The sequence below is a fragment of the Herbiconiux aconitum genome (assembly GCF_024979235.1).
Classification (GTDB): Bacteria; Actinomycetota; Actinomycetes; order Actinomycetales; family Microbacteriaceae; genus Herbiconiux; species Herbiconiux aconitum.
Genome location: NZ_JANLCM010000002.1, coordinates 113,705 through 134,728, shown reverse-complemented (window position 1 = coordinate 134,728; position 21,024 = coordinate 113,705). Strand labels below are relative to the sequence as shown.

Annotated in this window: 20 protein-coding genes and 1 tRNA gene; 4 read left to right on the top strand and 17 right to left on the bottom strand. The window is 68.4% G+C overall.

Annotation, left to right across the window (positions count from 1 at the left end):
* Nucleotides 1-15 precede the first annotated feature (15 nt).
* Nucleotides 16-2,259 carry an ATP-dependent DNA helicase RecG gene (locus N1027_RS12200; protein ID WP_259508256.1) on the bottom strand — a complete coding sequence of 748 codons (2,244 nt, stop codon included), beginning with the start codon at nt 2,257-2,259 and terminating at the stop codon, nt 16-18.
* A gap of 162 nt (nt 2,260-2,421) precedes the next feature.
* On the opposite strand from N1027_RS12200, the gene N1027_RS12195 reads away from it, so the two are divergent.
* Entirely contained in the window at nt 2,422-3,000 is a 579-nt protein-coding gene (locus tag N1027_RS12195) for an RsmD family RNA methyltransferase (RefSeq protein ID WP_259508254.1), read from the top strand.
* Between the two features lie 125 nt (nt 3,001-3,125).
* Here N1027_RS12195 and N1027_RS20270 read toward each other — a convergent pair whose 3' ends face one another.
* Nucleotides 3,126-4,421 carry a thiamine-phosphate kinase gene (locus N1027_RS20270; RefSeq protein WP_259508252.1) on the bottom strand — a complete coding sequence of 432 codons (1,296 nt, stop codon included), beginning with the start codon at nt 4,419-4,421 and terminating at the stop codon, nt 3,126-3,128.
* A gap of 24 nt (nt 4,422-4,445) precedes the next feature.
* On the opposite strand from N1027_RS20270, the gene N1027_RS12185 reads away from it, so the two are divergent.
* Nucleotides 4,446-5,003, top strand: a complete 558-nt coding sequence (locus N1027_RS12185; protein WP_259508250.1) for a DUF3515 family protein — start codon at nt 4,446-4,448, stop codon at nt 5,001-5,003.
* A gap of 11 nt (nt 5,004-5,014) precedes the next feature.
* Here the strand turns inward: N1027_RS12185 and N1027_RS12180 are convergent, their stop codons facing one another.
* From N1027_RS12180 to N1027_RS12135, 10 genes are all read right to left on the bottom strand, one after another.
* The gene (locus tag N1027_RS12180; protein WP_259508248.1) at nt 5,015-6,133 is read right to left on the bottom strand and encodes a D-alanine--D-alanine ligase family protein; all 1,119 of its coding nucleotides are present in this window, start codon (nt 6,131-6,133) and stop codon (nt 5,015-5,017) included.
* The gene (locus N1027_RS12175) at nt 6,045-7,175 is read right to left on the bottom strand and encodes an NAD(P)H-dependent glycerol-3-phosphate dehydrogenase (RefSeq protein WP_259508246.1); all 1,131 of its coding nucleotides are present in this window, start codon (nt 7,173-7,175) and stop codon (nt 6,045-6,047) included. Before N1027_RS12175 ends, N1027_RS12180 begins: the two co-directional genes overlap by 89 nt.
* Nucleotides 7,172-7,972 (bottom strand): lysophospholipid acyltransferase family protein, encoded by an 801-nt coding sequence (locus N1027_RS12170; protein ID WP_259508244.1) that lies wholly within the window; start codon nt 7,970-7,972, stop codon nt 7,172-7,174. The genes N1027_RS12175 and N1027_RS12170 overlap by 4 nt, the downstream gene beginning before the upstream one ends.
* A 5-nt stretch (nt 7,973-7,977) precedes the next feature.
* Entirely contained in the window at nt 7,978-9,348 is a 1,371-nt protein-coding gene (gene murA, locus N1027_RS12165; protein WP_259508242.1) for a UDP-N-acetylglucosamine 1-carboxyvinyltransferase, read from the bottom strand.
* Between the two features lie 69 nt (nt 9,349-9,417).
* Nucleotides 9,418-10,014, bottom strand: coding sequence for a 3-isopropylmalate dehydratase small subunit (gene leuD, locus N1027_RS12160; protein ID WP_259508240.1), 597 nt, complete (start codon nt 10,012-10,014; stop codon nt 9,418-9,420).
* 4 nt (nt 10,015-10,018) lie between these two features.
* Nucleotides 10,019-11,728, bottom strand: a complete 1,710-nt coding sequence (gene leuC, locus N1027_RS12155; protein ID WP_259508238.1) for a 3-isopropylmalate dehydratase large subunit — start codon at nt 11,726-11,728, stop codon at nt 10,019-10,021.
* A gap of 219 nt (nt 11,729-11,947) precedes the next feature.
* Nucleotides 11,948-12,973: a TerC family protein gene (locus tag N1027_RS12150; RefSeq protein ID WP_259508236.1), complete on the bottom strand. Its 1,026-nt coding sequence runs from the start codon at nt 12,971-12,973 to the stop codon at nt 11,948-11,950.
* A 293-nt stretch (nt 12,974-13,266) separates the two neighbouring features.
* Nucleotides 13,267-13,971 carry a PadR family transcriptional regulator gene (locus N1027_RS12145; RefSeq protein WP_259508234.1) on the bottom strand — a complete coding sequence of 235 codons (705 nt, stop codon included), beginning with the start codon at nt 13,969-13,971 and terminating at the stop codon, nt 13,267-13,269.
* A complete protein-coding gene (locus tag N1027_RS12140) occupies nt 13,968-14,906 on the bottom strand; it encodes a DUF4097 family beta strand repeat-containing protein (protein WP_259508233.1) in 939 nt (312 codons plus the stop codon). Before N1027_RS12140 ends, N1027_RS12145 begins: the two co-directional genes overlap by 4 nt.
* Nucleotides 14,907-15,272: 366 nt before the next feature.
* Nucleotides 15,273-16,007, bottom strand: a complete 735-nt coding sequence (locus tag N1027_RS12135) for a M23 family metallopeptidase (RefSeq protein ID WP_259508231.1) — start codon at nt 16,005-16,007, stop codon at nt 15,273-15,275.
* A 99-nt stretch (nt 16,008-16,106) separates the two neighbouring features.
* Between N1027_RS12135 and N1027_RS12130 the strand changes: the two genes are divergently transcribed.
* Both N1027_RS12130 and N1027_RS12125 read left to right on the top strand, forming a co-directional pair.
* Entirely contained in the window at nt 16,107-17,912 is a 1,806-nt protein-coding gene (locus N1027_RS12130) for a glycoside hydrolase family 15 protein (protein ID WP_259508230.1), read from the top strand.
* Between the two features lie 57 nt (nt 17,913-17,969).
* Complete coding sequence (locus N1027_RS12125) at nt 17,970-18,464, top strand: FBP domain-containing protein (protein ID WP_259508228.1); 495 nt, start codon at nt 17,970-17,972, stop codon at nt 18,462-18,464.
* 7 nt (nt 18,465-18,471) lie between these two features.
* On the opposite strand, the gene N1027_RS12120 is transcribed toward N1027_RS12125, so the two are convergent.
* The 5 genes from N1027_RS12120 to N1027_RS12100 form a co-directional block, all read right to left on the bottom strand.
* Nucleotides 18,472-19,017: a hypothetical protein gene (locus N1027_RS12120; protein ID WP_259508226.1), complete on the bottom strand. Its 546-nt coding sequence runs from the start codon at nt 19,015-19,017 to the stop codon at nt 18,472-18,474.
* A 189-nt stretch (nt 19,018-19,206) separates the two neighbouring features.
* The gene (locus tag N1027_RS12115) at nt 19,207-19,416 is read right to left on the bottom strand and encodes a hypothetical protein (RefSeq protein WP_259508225.1); all 210 of its coding nucleotides are present in this window, start codon (nt 19,414-19,416) and stop codon (nt 19,207-19,209) included.
* The gene (locus N1027_RS12110; RefSeq protein ID WP_259508223.1) at nt 19,413-19,583 is read right to left on the bottom strand and encodes a hypothetical protein; all 171 of its coding nucleotides are present in this window, start codon (nt 19,581-19,583) and stop codon (nt 19,413-19,415) included. The genes N1027_RS12115 and N1027_RS12110 overlap by 4 nt, the downstream gene beginning before the upstream one ends.
* 370 nt (nt 19,584-19,953) lie before the next feature.
* Nucleotides 19,954-20,026 (bottom strand) — tRNA-Glu (locus N1027_RS12105).
* A gap of 42 nt (nt 20,027-20,068) precedes the next feature.
* A complete protein-coding gene (locus N1027_RS12100; RefSeq protein WP_259508221.1) occupies nt 20,069-20,980 on the bottom strand; it encodes a diacylglycerol kinase family protein in 912 nt (303 codons plus the stop codon).
* Nucleotides 20,981-21,024 lie beyond the last annotated feature (44 nt).

Genomic DNA, 21,024 nt, shown 5'->3' with positions numbered 1-21,024 from the left:
TCTGCGGAAACGCGGTCAGGTCTTGGCCAGGAAGCTCCGCTCGCTCTCGCGCAGTCGCCGATCGAGCGCATCGCGGAGAGCGGGATGCGCGTCGAGGCTCGGATCGTCGGCCACGATCCCGGTGGCGACGGCCCGCGCATCCTGGATCACATCGGCGTCTTTGACCACCCGCAACAGCCGCAACGACGACCGGCCACCGGATTGCACGCTGCCGAGCACGTCACCCTCGCGCCGCAACTCGAGGTCGATCTCGGCCAGGGCGAAACCGTCGAGAGTCGCCGCGACGGCGTCGACACGTTCGCGGGCGAGCGAATCGGCTTCCGCGTGCGTGACCAACAGGCAGAGGCCAGGCACACCGCCACGGCCCACCCGGCCGCGCAGCTGGTGCAACTGGCTCACGCCGAACCGGTCGGCGTCGAGCACCACCATCGTGGACGCGTTCGGCACGTCGACCCCCACCTCGATCACCGTCGTGGCGACCAGTACGTCGATCTCGCGGGCGGCGAAGGCGCGCATGATCGCATCCTTCTCCTCGCTCGGCAGCCGGCCGTGCAGGGCTTCGATGCGCCGCCCGGCGAGCAGAGGGGTGGCACGCAACTGCTGAAGTGTCTCGACGACGTTGGCTTTCGGGGGCGGCGGGGGGCCGGCATCCTTCTGGCCCTCGCCGCTGCCCTCATCGGGGTCGTCGAGCCCGTCTCCGCTGGTGTCGGCAGGATCGATGGCCGGGCACACCACGAAGGCCTGCCTGCCCACGGCCAGCTCCTCAGACACGCGTTGCCAGATGCGCCCTGCCCACCCCGGCTTCTCGGCCAACGGCACACTGAAGCTCTCGATACCCTGGCGGCCGGCGGGCAGCTCGCTGATGGTGGAGATGTCGAGATCGCCGAACACCGTCATCGCGACCGTGCGCGGGATGGGCGTGGCAGTCATCACGAGCACGTGCGGCGGAGTGGTGCCCTTCTGCCGCAGGGTGTCGCGCTGCTCCACGCCGAAGCGGTGCTGCTCGTCGACCACCACGAGTCCGAGGTCGTAGAACTGCACCACGTCAGAGAGCAGGGCGTGCGTGCCGACGACGAGCTTCGCCTGACCCGACACCATCCGCAGCAACGCCTTCTTGCGCTCGGCGGTCGGCAGCTGCCCCGTGTGCAGGGTGGGCACGAGTTCGGCCGCGAGGTCGGGGCCGAGCACCTTCACGATCGAGCGCAGATGCTGGGAGGCGAGCACCTCGGTCGGGGCGAGCAGCGCCGACTGGCCGCCCGAGTCGGCGACGGCCAGCATCGCGCGCACGGCGACCAGCGTCTTGCCCGAACCCACTTCGCCCTGCAGCAGTCGCATCATGGGGGTCTCGGATGCGAGGTCGCGCGCGATCTCCGAGCCCACGAGTTGCTGATCGGCCGTCAGCCGGAACGGCAGTGCCGCGTCGAAGCGCTCCAGGTAGCCTCCGGGCTTCGGCGTGCGGGCCGCGGTGTGCACGGCGTGCGTCTCGGCGCGCTGCTTGACCAGGGCGGTCTGCAGAACGAACGCTTCATGGAAGCGCAGCGTGTCGCGGGCGCGCATCCACTCGCTGTCTTTCTGCGGACGATGGATGCCCTCGAAGGCGCGTTGGGCGGTCATCAACCCGCGTTCTTCGCGCACCTCGTCGGGCACCGGATCGGGGATGCCGCCGTGCAGACCGTCGAGCACCAGTTCGACCGACTTCGCGATCTGCCAGCTGGCGAGGGAGGCGGTGGCCGGGTAGATCGGGATGGGCATCTCGGCCCAGCGCTTCGCCTCGGCGTCGTCGAGCGCCTCGCCGGCACCGGCTGCGAGGGCCAGGTCGTCGAGAACCTGGTAGTTCGGATGCGAGAGCTGCAGCGCACCCTTGTAGTTGGAGACCTTGCCGGCGAAGATGGCGCGCACCCCGGGCCGCAATTCCCGCGACCGCCAGGCCTGGTTGAAGAAGGTGAGGGTGAGGAAACCCTGGCCGTCGGAGATCGAGACCTCGAGGATGTTTCCTCGCCGCGCCTTCATCTGCCGCTCGCTGACGGTGCGCACCTCGGCCACGATGGTGACGTTCTCGTCGATCGGAAGCATGTCGATGGCCGTGAGTTCGCCACGGCGGGCGTAGCGGCGCGGGTAATGGCTCAGCAGATCGGCCACGGTCCGGATGCCGAATGCCTTCTCGAACGCCGACGCCGTGCGCCCTCCGAGCACCCCCGAGAGCTTCGCATCGAGCGCGGTACCCGCCCCGGGCAGGGAGGTGGGGGCCGGGCTGGTCATGCCTAAATCTTATGTCGCGCCCCCGACAGCACGTCCGGGACAGCGAATCGGCTCGCCAGGTAGCGCTAAGTCGCCCCTGAACCGTGTCTTCGGCCGACTTAGCGCGACTTCGCGACGCTCGCGACCCGCTGAGGGGGTTCGGACGGGCGGTAGGGTGCTGGGATGCCTCGCATCATCGCCGGATTCGCCGGATCGCTCAACCTCGCCGTGCCCCGCTCTGGCACCCGCCCCACGAGCGACCGCGTGCGGGAGGCGATCTTCTCGGCGCTGGAGGCGCGTGGCGGACTCGACGGGCTCAGCGTGCTCGACCTCTATGCCGGATCGGGCGCCCTGGGCCTGGAAGCAGCCAGCCGAGGCGCGGCATCCGTCGTTCTGGTGGAGAAGAACGCGCCGGCGGCATGGATCGCCCGGCAGAACGCCGAGACGGTGACCCGAGCGGCGGCACGGGATGCGCGCCCACGGGTCGACGTGTCGGTGCAAGCGGTGCTGCCCTACCTCCGCGCGGCGCCCGTGGTCGTGGGAGCGGGATACGACGTTGTGTTCGTCGATCCGCCCTACGAGCTGCCGGAGCCGGAACTCACGGAGGCGCTGTCCGCGCTCGCTCCCCTGCTCGCGCCCGACGCCACGGTGCTCGTGGAGCGCAGCAGCCGCACCCCCGAACCCGCGTGGCCCGCGGGGCTGACACTCGACCGCACGAAGGCCTATGGCGAGACCGTGCTCTGGTGGGCCTCGCCCGCCTGACCACCGTCGTTCCTCCTCGCGACTCGCCGATATTCGCCCTCCCCGAGCGATTTAGGGGCGGATTTTGCCGGATTTTGGCGGGTCGCGACGAGGCGAGGTGGAGTGGGATGGGGCCGGGTGACGGGTCAGCCGGCCTGGCCGTCCCAGTCGGCGTACGGGTCCCAGCCGGCCCGGTCGTCGTAGGGACGGTCGCCGATGAGCACCTGCGGGGCCGCGCCCGACGGCACCGCACCCACCTCGCCGAGCCGACGGAAGCCCTGCGGCAGCGGCACGCCGGGCGGGAAGGTCGCGAGCAGGGCGTGATCCTCTCCGCCGGTGAGCACGAAATCGGCCGCGTGGTCGCCGACGATCGCGTCGAGGTCGAGCAGGGCACGCGCCTCGCGAGCGATGGCGCCGGGGTCGAACCGGATGACGCATCCGCTCGCCTGCGCGATGCGCCTGGCGTCGAGCACGAGACCGTCGGAGACGTCGAGCATCGCGGTCGCCCCGCCGAGCGCCGCTTCGACCCCGGAGGCGATGGGCGCCGTGGGCGCGAGCTGCGCTTCGAGCAGGTCGGCGTGCTCCCGCCGGAGCACCGCCCCGAGCACGGCGTCGGGTTCAGCGGGCGGCGCGGATGCGTCGGACACTCCGGATGCGTCGACCACGTCGCGAGGGCGAAGCCCGGCACCCGCCCCACCGGCCTCGGTCGCCTCGGTCGCCGCTTGTGAGGTGTGCGCGCCGCCGGCATCCGTCGCTGCTCCCGCGGTATGTTCGCCGACAACATCGCTCCCAGCTCGCGAGGAAAGCGCCCCGCCCGCAGGGCTCGCGGTGCGGGCAGCCCCGCCCGCGTGGCGCACGACCCCGTCGCGGAAGAGCAGCCAGATCCCGGCCCCCGCCCGCCCGAGCGCGCCCGCCACCGCGACGACGTCGCCGGGCTGCGCGCCGGCTCGCGTCACGGGCGTACGCCCCTCGAGGTCGCCGAACGCCGTCACAGCGAGGGTCAGGGTCGCCGACACCGACAGGTCTCCCCCGGCCACGCCGCATCCGGGGGCCGCCGCCTCGCAGGCATCCCGCAATCCGTCGGCGATGCCGAGCAGCACCTCGACGGGCGTGTCGAGCGGCGCCGCGATCGCCACTACCAGCGCCGTCGGCCGCGCACCCATGGCGGCGACGTCGGCGAGGTTCGTCATCGCGGCCTTCCAGCCGAGGTCGTGCGCCGTCGACCACGCGGCCCGGAAGTCGGGGCCGTGGATCATCATGTCGGTCGTCACCACATAGCGACCGTCGGGCGCCGCCAGCACCGCCGCGTCGTCGCCCGGCCCCAGCAGCTCCGTCGAAGCGTGCGGCAGCCGAGGGAAGATTCGTCGCAACGTCTCGACCTCGCCGACTTCGGCGAGGGTCTCCGGGCGGGCGTTCGCAGGTAAACCGAAGTCGAGGGCCACCTCTCAACGGTAGCCTGAACAGCGATGCCCGCACGTACCCGTCCCCGCTCCGCCGCCACCATCCTCGCCCGCCCGACCCGCAGCCGCGCCGCCGGCATTCTCGCGCTCACGCTGGTCGCCGCAGGTCTGCTGAGCGGATGCGCCGGCACCGTCGCCCTCGACCCGGCCGACGACGCCACCAATCCCTCCTGCGCCGACGTGATCGTGCGGCTGCCCGACACGGTGGCCGACCTGGCGAAACGGGAGACGGATGCGCAGGCGACCGGTGCGTGGGGCGATCCCGCATCCGTTCTGCTGCGCTGCGGAGTGCAGCCCTACGGCCCGACCACGCTGCCCTGCGACAACGTGAACGGCGTCGACTGGATCCGCGACGACAGCGACGCCCCCACCTACCGCTTCACCACCTTCGGTCGGGTGCCGGCCGTGGAGGTCGTGCTCGACAGCGAGGCGGTGTCCAGCTCGTCGACGCTGGTCGACCTGGCGAACGCGGTCTCGTCGATCCCGCAGACCAATCAGTGCCTCGACCTCGACGACGGCACGGGCACCTCGACGGGCACGCCCGTTCCGATCCCCGCGGACTGAGACCGCCGGGCTCAGGCCTCGAGCGCGAGCGCGATGAGCTCGTCGATGATCTCCGGATAGCTCAGCCCCGACGCGATCCAGCACTTCGGGAACATCGAGATCGGCGTGAAGCCGGGCATCGTGTTGATCTCGTTCACCACGAAACCCGTCGGCGTGAGGAAGAAGTCGACTCGTGCCAGCCCCGCCCCGTCGATCGCCGTGAAGGCGCGTGCAGCGAGCGACTGCATGGTCGCCAACTCCTCCGGCGTGAGCGCCGCCGGGCACACGAGCTCGACGCCCGGCGCATCCAAGTATTTCGCGTCGAAGTCGTAGAACTCCCGCGTGGTCATCACGATCTCACCGGCCACCGACACTCGCGGCATCGTTCCGCCGCGACCGCCGAGCACCCCGCACTCCACTTCGCGCCCGGCGATGCCCTGCTCGATCAGCACCCGCGAATCCTCCCGCAGGGCCACGTCGATCGCGGCCGGCAACTCGGACAGCGACGACACCTTGCTCACGCCCACCGACGATCCCGCGCGCGCGGGCTTCACGAACAGCGGCAGACCGAGCGTCGATGCAGAGGCGGTGATCGCCTCGGGAGACGTCGCCCACTCGCGCGCCGTGAGGGTGCGCCAGGGCGCCACTGCGATGCCGGCCTTCTCGAGCACGGTCTTCGTGTAGTGCTTGTCCATGCCGAGCGCCGAGGCGAGCACGCCCGAACCCACATAAGACAGGCCGATCAGCTCTAGCAGCCCCTGCACCGTTCCGTCTTCGCCGTACGGTCCGTGCAGGATGGGGAACACCACATCCACGTCTCCGAGCGACCGCACCGATTCGCCGCCCGCAGAGTCACCCGCACCGTCGCCCGAGGCTGACCGCACCGAGAGCTCCCGGGTCTCGATCGAATCCGGCCACAGGATGCGCGTTCCGTTGTCGAGCACCTGCGGCAGAGCGTTCACGTCGAGCCGGAACTTCGCCGGGTCGTCGTCTTCGAGCACGAACGCGCCCTCCCGGGTGATCCCCACCGGGATCACGTCGAAGCGCGACCGATCGATCGCCTCAAGAACTCCGCCCGCGGTTGCGCAGCTGATCGAATGCTCGCTTGAGCGACCTCCGAAGAGCAGCACCACCGTGATCTTGCCTGGCATCGAGAGTCCTTTCGCCCTGCGGTCCCGAATCGTCGTCGGTCGTCAGGTGGGGGGCTATGTCTTTCGGATCGAGCGTACCGGCCAGCACCTCGCTCACCTGACGGCAGATGGGCATGTCAACGCCCTTGGCCGCCGCGAGCTCCAGAACGGGCGCGACGGATGCGAGCCCCTCCGCGGTCTGCTGCATCGACTTCACGACATCGGCGAAGCTGTACCCCTGCCCGAGCAGGCGGCCGGCGGTGTTGTTGCGCGAGAGCGACGAGCCGCTGGTGGCGATCAGGTCGCCGAGGCCCGCGAGCCCCGACAGGGTCTCCGGATGCCCGCCGTAGGCCACCGCGAAATCGGTCATCTCCACGAGTCCGCGGGTGATGATCGACGCCTTCGTGTTCTCGCCGTAGCCGACGCCGTCGACGATTCCGATGGCGACCGCGATCAGGTTCTTCAGCACCCCGCCGAACTCCGTGCCGATCACATCCGTGTTCACGAAGGAACGGAAGTAGCGGTTCGTCGCGATCTTGGCCACCGCTTCGGCGGTCTCGAGGTTCGTCGACGAGACGACCGCAGCGGTGGGCTGCTCTTTCGCGATCTCGAGAGCGAGGTTCGGACCGGATGCGACGGCGATGCGATTGCGGTCGATCTCCAGCACCGATTCCAGCACCTCGCTCATGCGGAGCCCGGTGCCCTTCTCCACGCCCTTCATCAGGCTGATGACGGGGATGTCGGCGGGGATGATCTCGCGGATCTGCTCGAGGTTCTGCCGCAGCGACTGGCTGGGCACGGAGACGAAGACGAACTGCGCGTCTTTCAATGCGGCCGTGATGTCCGCGGTCGCGGTGATCGCGAGCGGGAGGTTGACACCGGGAAGGTAGTCGCTGTTGCGCTTGGCCTCGCGGATCTCCTTGGCGAGCTCGGGCCGGCGGGCCCAGAGCGTGACGTCGGAGCCGCCGTCGGCGAGCACCTTCGAGAACGTGGTTCCCCAGCTGCCGGCCCCGAGCACGGTGACCCGCGGCCGAACCGGCACACGAGCGGCGGCGCGGCTCACGCGGGGGCCTCGCCGTCTCTCGCTTCGATCCGACCGAACTCGGTCTGGTTGTGCGCTGCGGGGTTCCAGCGCTCCGCCGGCGCCTTCTCGCCGCGCAGGCCCTCGAGCAGCACCGTGATCGCGGTCATCAGCCGATCCGTCGCCTCGAGGAGCGCCTTCTGGTCGACCGGCTTGCCGCGCAGATCGTCGAGATCGACCGGGTCGCCGAAGACGATCTGGATCGTCTTGCGCGGAAAGAGGCTGAGCTTCTTCGAGTAGCGCGGCAACACCGCCTGGGTGCCCCAGTGAGCGGCAGGAATGAGCGGGATGTCGTGCTCCAGCGCGATCCGGGCGGCGCCGGTTTTTCCGCGCATCGGCCACATGTCGGGCTCACGGGTGAGCGTTCCCTCGGGGTAGACGATGACTCCCTGCTGGTGCTCGACGAGCTGGTTCGCCGCCGAGATCGCCGCGTTGTGCCGAGTTCCTCCGGCACGCTCGACCGGGATCTGCCCGCTCTTGCGCAACAGGAAACCGATCACGGGAATCCGGAACAGCGACGCCTTGGCGAGGAACCGCGGCGCCCGCCCCAGCTTCCACACCGACCAGGCCATGATGACCGGGTCGATGTTGCTGTAATGATTCGGACTCAGGATGAATGCACCCGTCACCGGCAATTTGGCCGTGTCATGCAGCTCGAGCTTCGCGATGACGTTCAAGAACGGTATCGCGAGCGCTTCGAGCACCCGGAAGGACACCGTCTTCTCGGTGTTCTTCCGCTTCTGGACATCGACGTCCGTCTGCTCTCCCGCTTTCGCCATCGGCCCTACTCCGCGAAGTAGAAGTCTGCTCCCAGCTTCTCCAGCTTGCCGACGAAGTCGCCGTACCCGCGCGCGATGAGGCCCACGTTGCTGACCGAGGACTGGCCCTTGGCGGTGAGGGCTGCGATGAGGTGGCTGAAGCCGCCGCGCAGGTCGGGAACCTCGAGTTCGGCGCCGTGGAGCTGTGTGGGGCCGGTGATCACGGCCGCCTGCTCGAGCGCACGACGCGGAACACGACGGTTCGGATCGGCCAGGCCGTCTTTGTGCACCTCGATGTTCGCACCCATCTTGATGAGCGCATCCGTGAAGCCGAAGCGGTTCTCGTACACCGTCTCGTGCACGATCGAGGTGCCGTGCGCCTGCGTCAGGGCGATGATGAGCGGCTGCTGCCAGTCGGTCATGAAGCCGGGGTGCACGTCCGTCTCGATCACGACGGGCTTCAGCTCGCCACCGGGGTGGTAGAAGCGGATGCCCTCCTCCTCGATGTCGAACGCGCCGCCGATCTTGCGGAACACGTTGAGGAAGGTCATCATCTCGGACTGCTTGGCGCCCGTGGTGAAGATCGAGCCGCCGGTCGCGAGCGCGGCGGAGGCCCAGGATGCGGCCTCGTTGCGGTCGAAGAGCGCACGGTGGTTGTAGCCGTTGAGGCTCTCGACGCCCTCGATGAAGATGGTGCGGTTCGGCTCGACCGAGATGATCGCGCCCATCTTCTGCAGCACGGCGATGAGATCCATGATCTCGGGCTCGATCGCGGCGTTCTTCAGCTCGGTGGTGCCATCGGCACGCACCGCGGTCAGCAGCACCTGCTCGGTGGCGCCGACGCTCGGGTAGGGCAACTCGATGTTCGCGCCGCGCAGGCCGTTGGGCGCGGTGATGTTGATGCCCGACGGGAGCTTGTCGACGACCGCGCCGAAGGCACGGAGCGCGTCGAGGTGGAAGTCGATCGGGCGGTCGCCGATGCGGCAGCCGCCGAGGTCGGGGATGAAGGCGTGACCGAGGCGATGCAGCAGCGGGCCGCAGAACAGGATCGGGATGCGGCTGGAGCCCGAGAGCGCGTCGATCTCGGCGCTGGTGGCCGTGGCGACGTTCGCCGGGTCGAGCTGCAACACGCCCGTGCCCGCGCTGCCGGTGATCTTCACGCCGTGGATCTCGAGCAGGCTCGCCACCACGTGCACATCGCTGATGTCGGGGACATCGCGGAGCGTCGACGTGGTGTCTCCGAGAAGGGACGCCACCATCGCTTTCGTCACGAGGTTCTTGGCCCCTCGAACATCGATGGTTCCCCGGAGGGGCCGGCCACCGTTGATGACGATCGTGTCGGACTTGAGTCCGACCCGCTCGGCCGCATTACGAGCATCCTGTACGAGACTGTTCACTGAATCACCTGCACTGTCTGATTTGACGATATTTCGCGCTCAGGGTGCCGGTCGTGTCGGCGCCCCTCGCTATTTGACGGGAAGAGTTCGAGGTCTCCAACTCGCTCGTCGGCTCTCGAATTCCGTGATGGCCGCCTCGTCGCGGAGAGTGAGCCCGATGTCGTCCAGACCTTCGAGCAACCTCCACCGAGTGTAATCGTCGATCGCGAAAGAGACTGTGAGGTCACCGACCGTGGCGATTTTCTCCACCAGGTCGACCGTGGCCTCGACTCCCGGGTTCGCTTCGATGGCGGCCCAGAGCTTCTCGATGTCGGCCTCGTCGACCTGACCCGTGAGGAGCCCCTGCTTGCCCGAGTTGCCGCGGAAGATGTCGCCGAAACGGGCGCTCAGAACGGCCGTGAAACCGTAGTCGCGAAGAGCCCAGACGGCGTGCTCGCGGCTCGATCCGGTGCCGAAATCGGGGCCGGCGATGAGCACCTTGCCGTGCTTGTAGGGCTCCTGGTTGAGCACGAAATCGGGGTCGCCACGCCATGCCGCGAAGAGAGCGTCCTCGAATCCGGTCTTCGTGACGCGCTTGAGATAGACGGCCGGGATGATCTGGTCGGTGTCGACGTTTGCGCGCTTCAGCGGCACGGCGACGCCCGTCAGGGTGCTGATCTTCTCCATGGTTCTAGACCTCCACGGTTTCGCGAGTCGGCGCATCCGTCGACAGGTCGGAGACGCTCGAGAGCGTGCCCCGGATGGCGGTCGCCGCGGCGACCAGCGGCGACACCAGGTGGGTGCGGCCGCCCTTGCCCTGACGGCCTTCGAAGTTGCGGTTGGAGGTGCTGGCGCAGCGCTCCCCCGGCGCGAGTTGATCGGGGTTCATGCCGAGGCACATCGAGCAGCCGGCGAAGCGCCACTCGGCGCCGAACTCCTCGACGATCTTGTCGATGCCCTCGGCCTCCGCCTCGATGCGCACGCGCGCGCTGCCGGGCACCACCATGACGCGCACGCCATCCGCTTTCTTCTGGCCTTTGATGACGCTCGCGAAGGCGCGCAGGTCTTCGATGCGGCTGTTCGTGCAGGAGCCCATGAACACGGCGTCGACGGGGATCTCCTTGAGCGGGGTGCCCGCCTTCAGGTCCATGTACTCCAGGGCCCGTTCGGCGCTCGCACGCTCGTTGGGGTCGGTGATGGCCGACGGATCGGGCACGCTTTCGTTGAGCGAGACGCCCTGGCCCGGATTAGTACCCCAGGTCACGAAGGGCTCGAGCTGGTCGGCGTCGAGGAAGACCTCGGCGTCGAACACGGCCGCGTCGTCGGTCTGCAGGGTGCGCCAGTACTCGACCGCGTCGTCCCAGTCCTGGCCGGTGGGCGCGTGCGGGCGACCCTCGAGGTAGTCGAAGGTCGTCTGGTCGGGGGCCACCATGCCCGCGCGGGCACCGGCCTCGATCGACATGTTGCAGATGGTCATCCGGCCCTCCATCGAGAGAGCACGGATGGCGCTGCCGCGGTATTCGAGCACGTAGCCCTGGCCGCCGCCGGTTCCGATCTTCGCGATCACGGCGAGGATGATGTCTTTGGCCGTGACGCCGGGGCGGAGGGTGCCCTCGACCGTGATGGCCATCGTCTTGAACGGCTTCAGAGGGAGTGTCTGCGTGGCGAGCACGTGCTCGACCTCGCTCGTGCCGATGCCGAAGGCCATCGCGCCGAACGCGCCGTGCGTGCTCGTGTGCGAGTCGCCGCAGACCACCGTGATGCCGGGCATCGTGAGGCCGAGCTGGGGGCCGACCACATGAACGATGCCCTGCTCCAGGTCGCCCAGGGAGTGCAGGCGAACGCCGAACTCCTTCGCATTGGCACGCAGCGTGTCGATCTGGGTACGGCTCGTGAGGTCGGCGATCGGCTTGTCGATGGCCAGGGTGGGGGTGTTGTGGTCTTCGGTGGCGATCGTGAGGTCGAGGCGTCGCACCGGGCGGCCCTCGGCGCGCAGGCCGTCGAAGGCCTGGGGGCTCGTGACCTCGTGCACCAGGTGCAGGTCGATGTAGAGCAGGTCGGGGCTGCCGTTCTCGCCCTTCACGACGAGATGGTCGTCCCAGACCTTCTCGGCCAGGGTGCGGGGGCGCTGGGTCGAGGCGGCGTCTGCCGCGAGGTGGGCGGCGACCTCGGCCGCGTTCTCGGCGAGATCGACCGGCTGGGCCGCGGCCGTTTCGGCGTCGGCGATCTCGTCGGCCAGGTCCGCTTCTGCGGCTGCTGCCTCGGCGTCTGCACGCAGCAACGCGCTGATGTCGATGGCGACGGTGTCGGCTGACAGAGTGTCGATCGGCGTCGGCTCAGCAGCAGTGGTGTCCGGGGCACCGGCGCCCGCGCCGGCCTCCGGAGTCGATGGGGTGCTCATTGATACGGATGTCCTTCGGAGAGTAGGGGGTCAGCCAACGACAAACTCCGCGACGGGGTGGCCTTGAGCTAAGACCCGTCGCGGCAACGAAGGAGAAGCCGACCGAACAGCACCTCCCGATCGTACCACCGCCCTCCTGCCCCCTCCCTGAGGGCCCCGCGCCGCCCCGAGCGACCGGGAGATAGGCGACAGAACGTGCCCACTCGATGGGGTGGCGGGTCAGTGGTCCTTGGGGGCGGGAGCGTCTTTGGGGGCGGGGGCCGCCGGGGCGGGCGTGGGGGTGCGACGCATCTTGATGAGCGACGCGATCGTAGCCACGGCCATCGACAGGATGATGACCGCGAGGCTCGTCCAGGTGTCGATCTCGGGGATCCACTCGATCGGATGACCACCGTTGATGAAGAACACCTCGTTGGCGTGCAGCGCGTGGAACACCAGCTTCACGCCGATGAACGCCAGGATGAACGCAATGCCGTAGTGCAGGTACACGAGCTTCTCGAGCAGCCCGCCGAGCAGGAAGTAGAGCTGCCGGAGCCCCATCAGCGCGAACACGTTCGCCGTGAACACGATGAACGGCGATTGCGTGATGCCGAAGATGGCGGGGATCGAGTCGAGCGCGAACAGCAGGTCGGTCGACCCGAGCGCGAGGAACACGATGAGCATCGGCGTGAACATCTTCTTGCCGTTGAAGGTGGTGCGCACCTTCGCGCCGTCGAAGTCGGGCGCGATGTTGATGCGCTTGCGCAGCATCCGCACCAGGCCGTTCTCGCCGTCGCCCTCATCGTGGTTGCCGAAGGCCTGCTTCCACGCCGTGTAGAGGAGGAAGGCGCCGAAGAGGTAGAAGATCCAGCTCAGGCTCTCGATGAGTTGCGCACCGATGAGGATGAAGATGCCGCGCAGGATGAGCGCGATGATGATGCCCACCATCAGCGCCTCTTGCTGGTATTTTCGCGGCACGTTGAAGCGCGCCATGATGATGACGAACACGAACAGGTTGTCGATCGACAAGCTGTATTCCGTCAGCCAGCCCGCGAGGAACTGCCCCGCGTGCTCCCCGTCGGCGAACACCAGCATCAGCAGCGCGAAGATCAGCGCCAGCACCACGTAGAACACGACCCAGAGGGTCGCCTCCTTGAAGGTGGGCACGTGCGGGCGCTTGAACGCCAGGATGAGGTCGGCGGCCAGAATGAGCACGAGAACCACCAGGGAGGTGATTTCGAAGGCCAAAGGGAGCTCGAGGGGCACGAGGACCTTTCCGTTGCGACTGTTCTCGGACAGCGTGAAGCTCCGAAAGTCTCTCCCGCGCGAAGGCCCCGGTTGCCCGGTGCTCGCGCCGCCGTTCCGGGCACCCGACGACGGATACCGTGATGACGAAAACGGCGAAGTGGGATACTCCCCTTCTGCGACGCAATACTACAGGGAGCGACGCATCAGCCCCCACCGCGCGAAACGACGGAGGTGGTCGCAAGACCCGGTGTCGGCATCCGTCGTTCCGGGCGTTCTGCGAGAATCTCCGTCGTTTCGTGCGGACGGGGAGGTCAGCGGGTGGTGCGGGCTCGCGCCAGCTCGTCACGCACCTCGGCACCCACCTCGTTGAGCCGCTGCTTCAGCCGCGCGACCAGCTCGGGCGCCACACCCTCGCGGGTTGCCGCCTTGCGCAGCTCGAGCCGCAACCGCTGGCGGAATTCCGTGATCGCGGCGTCGGCGTCACGGAGCGCTTCAGCCGATTCGGCACGGGATGCGCCTCCGCGGTCGGAACGCGCATCCGTCGACCCGTTCGAGGAACCGCTGCTCGACCAGCCGGGGCCGGATGTCGCCGAGGTGCCCCTTCCGGATGTCGGCATGGTGGTGCTCGAACGGGCATCGCGCGCCGCCGACGCGAGATCGGCCTTGAGGCTCTTCATGGCCTGGTTGACGCCGGAGCGCACCTCGTCGGCGAGCCGCCGCACCGAGTCGGAGAGCTCCGCCTCGATGTTGTCGAGTTCGCCGCGACGGGATTCGAGCTCGGCACGACCGGCATCCGTGATGGCGTAGACGGTCTTGCGGCCGTCGGCGGTCTTGGTGACGAGCCCCTCCTCCTCGAGCTTCGCGAGGCGCGGGTAGATGGTGCCGGCGCTCGGGCTGTAGGTGCCGCCGAAGCGGTCGCTCAGCGCCTGGATGAGTTCGTAACCGTGCTTCGGCGATTCGTCGAGCAGGCTGAGGAGGTAGAGGCGCAGGTGGCCGTGGCCGAAGACGGGAGTCATGCCGAGGCCCCCTCGGAGGTCGTGGCGGTGCCGGTGGCGGAGGACGTCGCGCCGCCCGCCGTGGTTCCGGTCGCGCCGCCCGCGGTGGTTCCGGTCGCGTCGCCTGCCGTGGTTCCGGTCGCGTCGGCGGTCGCCGTGTCGTCGCGGAAGATGACGGTGATGTTGCCCGACACCGAGTTGGCGCGGAATTCGGTCCAGCGCCCGTCGAGGTCGCCGGTGTGACCGTTGTAGCCGCCACCACGCAGCCCCTTGATGGTGCTGGAGCCCAGTTGCAAGGCCCCGGAGACCGAGTTCACGTTGTAGCGGGCCGCGACATCGCTGTCGAAGCGCACCGTGAGGTCGCCCGAGACGGTGTTGTTCTGGATCTCGTCGGGGGTTCCGGTGGTGTCGACGAAGACCTCGCCCGAAACTCCGTCGGAGGAGAATCGACGGATGGCGCCGGAGGCCGCGATGTCGCCGGACACCGTGTGCGCGTTGACGAGACCCCTGTGATCGCGGATCGACACCTCACCGCTGACGGTGTTGATGTCGAGGTCGCCGGTGACCGCGTCGATGACGACCTCACCGGTGACCGTGCTGATGCGCGCATCCGTCGTGAGCCCTGAGATGAGGGCGGAGGCGGAGATGACGCCGAACTTCAGCGCCACGTCGCGCGGCACCATGAGGCTGATGTCGGCGCGGGCGTTGCCACGCCAGGACTTGAAGACCTCGATGAAGTTGTCCCAGCGGAGTTGCGGATGGTCGATCTCGAGCAGGTCGCCGTCGATCGAGATCTTGAGGTCTTTGCCGGTCACCGAGTGCACCTCGATGCGGGCGCCCGGCTCGTCGTGCCCGATGATGTCGATCTGCCCGCCGATGAGGCCCACCTTGAGCGACCGCACCAGCTCGATGTCGATGACTTTCGGACCGTCGACGATCCACTTCTCCAAAACCACGATGCACTCCAACCTGATTCGCGATATATCGCGTTGATGTCTGAAGTCACGTTATATCGCGTTCGGGCGCAAGTCAAGCTATATCGCGAGCTGGCGCGGATGCGAGATGGGGGTGCGAGGTGGGAAGAGGGGGGAAGGAGGTGAGAAGAAAGGAGGTGCGGGATCGGGGTGCCTCATGCCGGAAGGAATGGCAGCCGATTCGAACGCAACAGGCCCTACTCGACGACCTAAGGTGAGGCCTCGGCCGCGTCAGCGACCGAAGCCGAACATGTCGCCTCGCGCCGGGCAGGGACCGGCGCGAGCAATGAGCGCCCGACCAGCCGAAGGCCGGCCGAGCGCGGGGAAAAGCGGCGAGTCGGTACCCTTCTACCCGATCCCGTGCTCCGCCATGAACGGCATCGGGTCGTAGCGCACCCCGTCGGCTCCGTACATCTCGAAATGGGTGTGCTCCGTGGTGGCGTTGCCGGTGCGACCGGTGAGCCCGATCACCTGGCCGGCGGTGACGATGGAGCCGACTCCGACGGTCAGCGATCCGTCGATGAAGTGCATGTACATGCTGCAGACGGCTTGCCCGCCGACCTTGTGCGCGATCGAGGTGTACACGCCGCCGGTTCCGCCGTTTCCGGATGCGGCGATCACCACACCGTCGGCGATGGCGTGCACGGGAACGCCGGAGCTGTTCAGCATGTCCACACCCTTGTGGAAGCCTTCGGAGCGCGGGCCGAAGCCGTCGGACATCCGGTAGCCGTCGGGGTAGACCGGCGAGAAGGCGACGGATTCGCCGATCGCGTCGGAGCCTGCCTGGCACTGCCCTCCGCCGTAACCGCCCTCACTCGAGCCGCCCGACGACGACGACGAGGCCACCGGCTTCGGCGTGGGAGTGGGTGTCGGCGTGTTGATGACGTAGCCGTCGCGCGACACCGCGGGGCCTTCGCCCTCCAGTGCTGAGAACGACTGCTCCCCTCCGACGGCGGCATCGATCTGCACGTTGTCGAAGGAATCCGGGGTCGTCAGCGAGGCGGCGGGCACCGACGTGGCGACGGCGACACCGAAAACGAACGTCATGGCGACGACGCCGAGCAGTGGGCCTTGGTACTTCATCCGCCCCATTCAACAGGCCTCACCTGTACAACACAACCGAGCGCGACGGATCGTCGCGTCATACACGGCACTTTCGGCGAGAAGGGACAGAATCGGAACATGCCACTTCCCATCGAGGATTATGCGGTCATCGGTGACTGCCACACGGCCGCGCTCGTCGGCCGCAACGGGAGCATCGACTGGCTCTGCCTCCCCCGTTTCGACTCGGCCTCGACCTTCGGTGCGCTCCTCGGAACGGAGGAGCACGGCCGCTGGCTGGTGGCGCCGACCGACCCGTCGGCGACCTCGACGCGCCAATATCTCGACGACACCTTCATCCTCATCACCCGCTGGGAGACCCCGACGGGCGTGGCCGAAGTGATCGACGCGATGCCGAAAGGCGACCGCCGTGCCGACCTGGTGCGTCGGGTGCGTTGTGTCAGCGGCTCCGTGGAGATCCGCCAGGAGCTCGCCATCCGCTTCGGTTACGCCGACGCCCTGCCGTGGATGCGCCAGGCCCCCGAATACGGCCAGAACGTCGTGATCGGGGTGGCCGGGCCGGATGCGGTCGTCGTGCGCGGCCCGAAGCTGCAGGCCTCGAACCATTTCCACGAGTCGATCTTCACCCTCGCCGAGGGCGAGCAGACCGACATCGTGCTGACCTGGTATCCCTCTCATCGCTCGCCACCGGAACCGATCGACGTGGAGGCGTGTCTCGAGGCCACGGCCACCTGGTGGCGCGACTGGGCGGCCGCGACCGAGTTGCCCGAGCCCTACCAGGCCGAGGTGCGCCGCTCGCTGCTGGTGCTGCGCGCCCTCACCCACGAAGACACCGGCGGCATCGTCGCAGCGGTCACGACCAGCCTGCCGGAGCAGTTCGGAGGCTCGCGCAACTGGGACTACCGCTACACCTGGATCCGCGACGCCTCACTCACCCTCGCCGCCCTGATGCTGCACGGCTACGAGGCCGAGGCGGGGCACTGGCGGCGCTGGCTGCTGCGCGCGATCGCGGGCGACCCGGCCGACATCCAGATCATGTACGGGCTCTCAGGCGAGCGGCACCTGCCGGAGTACGAGATCGACAGCCTGCCCGGCTATCTGGGTTCGTCGCCGGTGCGCGTGGGGAACAGCGCATCCGATCAGTATCAGGGCGACATCTTCGGCGAGCTCATGATCGCGCTCCGCGAAGCGCGGCGCATCGGCGTCGAAGAAGACGAGTTCTCGTGGCCGTTGCAGCGTGCGCTGCTCGGCTTCCTCGAACAGAACTGGATGCGCCCCGACAACGGCATCTGGGAGATCCGCGGCCCGCAGGTGGCGTTCACGCACTCGCGGGCGATGATCTGGGCGGCGTTCGCCTGCGGCGTCGAGGCGGTGCGGGTCTACGGACTGCCGGGCGACGCCGACCGTTGGGCCGAGTTGCGCGACACGATCCGGGCCGAGATCGAAGAGCACGGCTACGACCCGGTGCGCAACACCTTCGTGCAGCATTACGGCTCCACCGAGGTCGACGCTTCGCTGCTGCTGCTCTCGCAGATCGGCTTCGTGAGTGCGACGGATCAACGGATGCTCGGCACCGTCGCCGCGATCGAAGAAGACCTCCTGCGCGACGGCCTGCTGATGCGCTACCGCACCGAGTCGGGGGTGGACGGGTTGCCGGGTGGCGAGCATCCGTTCCTCGCCTGCTCATTCTGGCTGGTGCAGCAATACGCCCACTCGGGGCGGATCGACGAGGGGAAAGCACTGATGGACCGGCTCGTGGGGCTGGTGAACGACGTGGGGCTGCTCTCGGAGGAGTACGACGTGGCCGGCGAGCGCCAGGTCGGCAACTTTCCGCAGGCCTTCTCGCACCTCGCCCTCGTGCGGGCGGCGGATGCGATCGCCACCGTGTCGATCGGCGTCACGCACACGCCCGTGCTGGAGCCCTGAGCCGGGTGACGGGCGACCGCGGTTGCGCCTGGCCCCGGAGCGATTAAGCTCGAATCGATGCTGCCACTCACCGAGTCGGAGATCCGCGCCTCCTTCACCAACACGAGCGCGCACGAGATCGCCCGTATGACGCTGCCGGGCCTCCACGAGATCGTGTGGGAGGACAGGGAGTTCCTCGGCTGGCGCGACGCCCACGCCATCCATCGGGGCTATATCGTCTATTGGCGCGACGACCGGCCCGTCGGCATCCTGCTGAAAGCAGCGGGCTCGCGGATGCGGCCCGGCATCTCGGCGATGTGCTCACTCTGCCGCACACCGCTCCCGGGAGGCCAGGTGACCCTGTTCACGGCGCCGCGAGCGGGCCAGGCGGGCATCGACGGCAGCACCATCGGCACCTACATCTGCTCTGACCTCACCTGCTCGATGCTGATCCGCATCGTGCCCCCGAAGTCCGACATGCAGCCCGACCCCGCCGACGTGATCGCGTCGCGGGCGCAGGGGTTGAGCTCCCGCCTCCACTCCTTCACCGACGACGTTCTGCGAGCCGGCTGAGCGCGCGTCACCACGCCGGCCGCTCGGCAGCCCGCACGGACGAGTGACCCGGAGCGCGACGACCGGGTGCCGTCACATCGCGAGCGGCGTCCATGATGCGGGCGCGGCCCAGCTCCTCCAGGCTCGCGGATGCCGCCTCCGCACTCGAGGCCGCGGCGCCGTACCACCGGCCGCAGGTCACCACCACCACGCCGTTCAGCGTCATGTACCAGCCGCGACTGCCGGGGCGCGGGCCGATGACGGGTGTGACGACCAGCTCGTCGATCCGGTCGCGCAGCTGCAGCACGTGGGCGCGGGCGCTGGAGAAGCTCGGGTAGACGTGCGCGGAGCGGCAGAGTTCCCGGTTGTTGGTGGCGAGGATGCGCCAGATGCCGGTGCGCTCGGCGGCCCCGGAGGCGACCGCCGACGCGACACCCGGCCGCGAGCCCGGCCGATCCGGCGACCCGGCCGACGACAGCGGCGCGACGACCTGGCGGAAGCGGTTCCAGGAGTCCAGCATCGGATCGCCGCCCGCACGGAACGACGAGAAGACGACGCGCGACGTCTCCGACATCGTTCCCCCTGACCATGACCGGTACTGCACGGTAAGTGAGTACAGGGGGAAACGATCGGGGCGGTGGGTGACGTCCGCATGCCCTCAGGCTGAAGAAGAGGTGGACGGCTGATGAGGAAACATCCGATTGACGGATGTTAACGATCGGGGGCGGATGACCCCGAGGTCATCGCGCCGGCGCGTCGACCGTCAGCCGTCGTTCTCCGTCAGCGTCTCGTCGTCGGTCTCGATCTCCTGGTCGGCGTCTTCGGGCTCGTCGGCCAGCGTCGCGTCGACGCCGGAGGGAACCGCATCCGTCGTCGGCCCGTTGCCCACAACGCCCTGTCCGTCGGGGTAGCCCGCGCCGTCGGGGTACTCGATGTCGCTGAGGTCGACGGGCTCGTCGTTCTTGTCGTTCATGGTGTCCTCCCAGGCCGGCCGAAGACGATGGTGGATCGGCCGTGTGTCAGCAACTCAATCATGATCACGAGCGCCGCGAACAGCAATTCGCCCACGAACACCGCGAGCTTCGACCACCACGGCAGTTCGGCCCGTGCGACTGCCGCGAGCGCGAGAGCGAGCGCCATCGTGCCAGTCGCGAGTCGAGAGCGGTCGAGACGTCGATCCTGCCGAATCCGGCGGCCGCGAGAAAAGCGAGCGGCACCACTGCGGTGGCGAGCGCGGAGGTGGAGACGCCGAGGTATCCGGCCATCACGCGAGGCCAGCACCGCGCCGACCACACCGATGAGGAAGGCCGAGGCGATGGCCCAGGCTCACCCGAGCGCGGCCCGCGGCTCGCGTCTGCGCTTCTCAAACACTCGGGACGTGCAACGAATCGCCAAGACACGCCGCAACGCCCACGCGCATAGCGGCGTATTTTGGCGAATCAGTTCGGGTATGGGAGAAGAAGGCAGGAAACGCGAAAAACCCCCGGTTTCCCGGGGGTTTCGCGTGTTGTGACCCCAGCGGGATTCGAACCCGCGTTACCGCCGTGAGAGGGCGACGTCCTAGGCCGCTAAACGATGGGGCCGTCTTGACAACTCATCGAGTATGCCACACCCGGCAAGCCTTCTCAAACCAGGACGGATAGTGCACCCGGCACCAGTTCGACGGTGAGGGGCAGCGGCCCGAATCGCTCCCCGTCGGCGTAGCCCACGATGCCGGGTGACGACACGGTCACCGTGCGGCCGCGCATGAACTCCACGATCTCGAGTTCCGAATGAGCACCGGCGAACACCTTCGGGAAGAGGCGGATGAAACGCAGCCGCGACACGGGTTTCACGATGAAGACGTCGAGGAGTCCGTCGTCGAGGAGGGCGTCGGGCGCCACCCGCATCCCGCCGCCGATCGTGGTGTTGTTCGCCACCGAGAGCAGACAGGAGTCGACCTCGCGGCGCTCTCCGTCGACGATCAGCTCGTACCGCCGCGCGCGCAGCGTGATCAGTTCGGCGACGAGCGCGTAGACGTACCGTGAGGCGCCCCTCGGGAACCGCATCCCGTTCGCCCGCTCGTTCACGCGGGCGTCGAATCCGGCGGAGAGCACGCCCCCGAACCAGCGGTGCGGTGCGTCGCCCTCGACCCCGGTGACCTTCGCCGCATCGATCACGCGGGGTGCGCGGTCGAGGGCGTCGCAGAGGGCGGCGATGGCGGCATCCGGATCGGCCGTGGGGATGCCGACCCCGGCGGCGAAGTCGTTGCCGGTGCCGGCGGGAACGATGCCGAGCGGGATGCCCGTGCCGGCCACCAGATTGACCCCCAGGTTGACCATGCCGTCACCCCCGACCACGACCAGCGCGTCGGTCGGCGCGGTGAGCGCATCCTGAGCCACCCGCACGAGACCGTCGAAATCAGGGGCGCTCAGCGGAACGACCTCGTGCCCCCGCCGCTTCAAGGCGGCCACCGCAGCGGGGCCCACCGGCCGGGTCTTGCCGAAGGAGGCGTTCGGGTTGATCGCGACGACGATCCGCTTCGCAGGGGAGACCATACCGACCGATTATTCCCCAAGTTGCGTATCCCGATGCGCGGGTG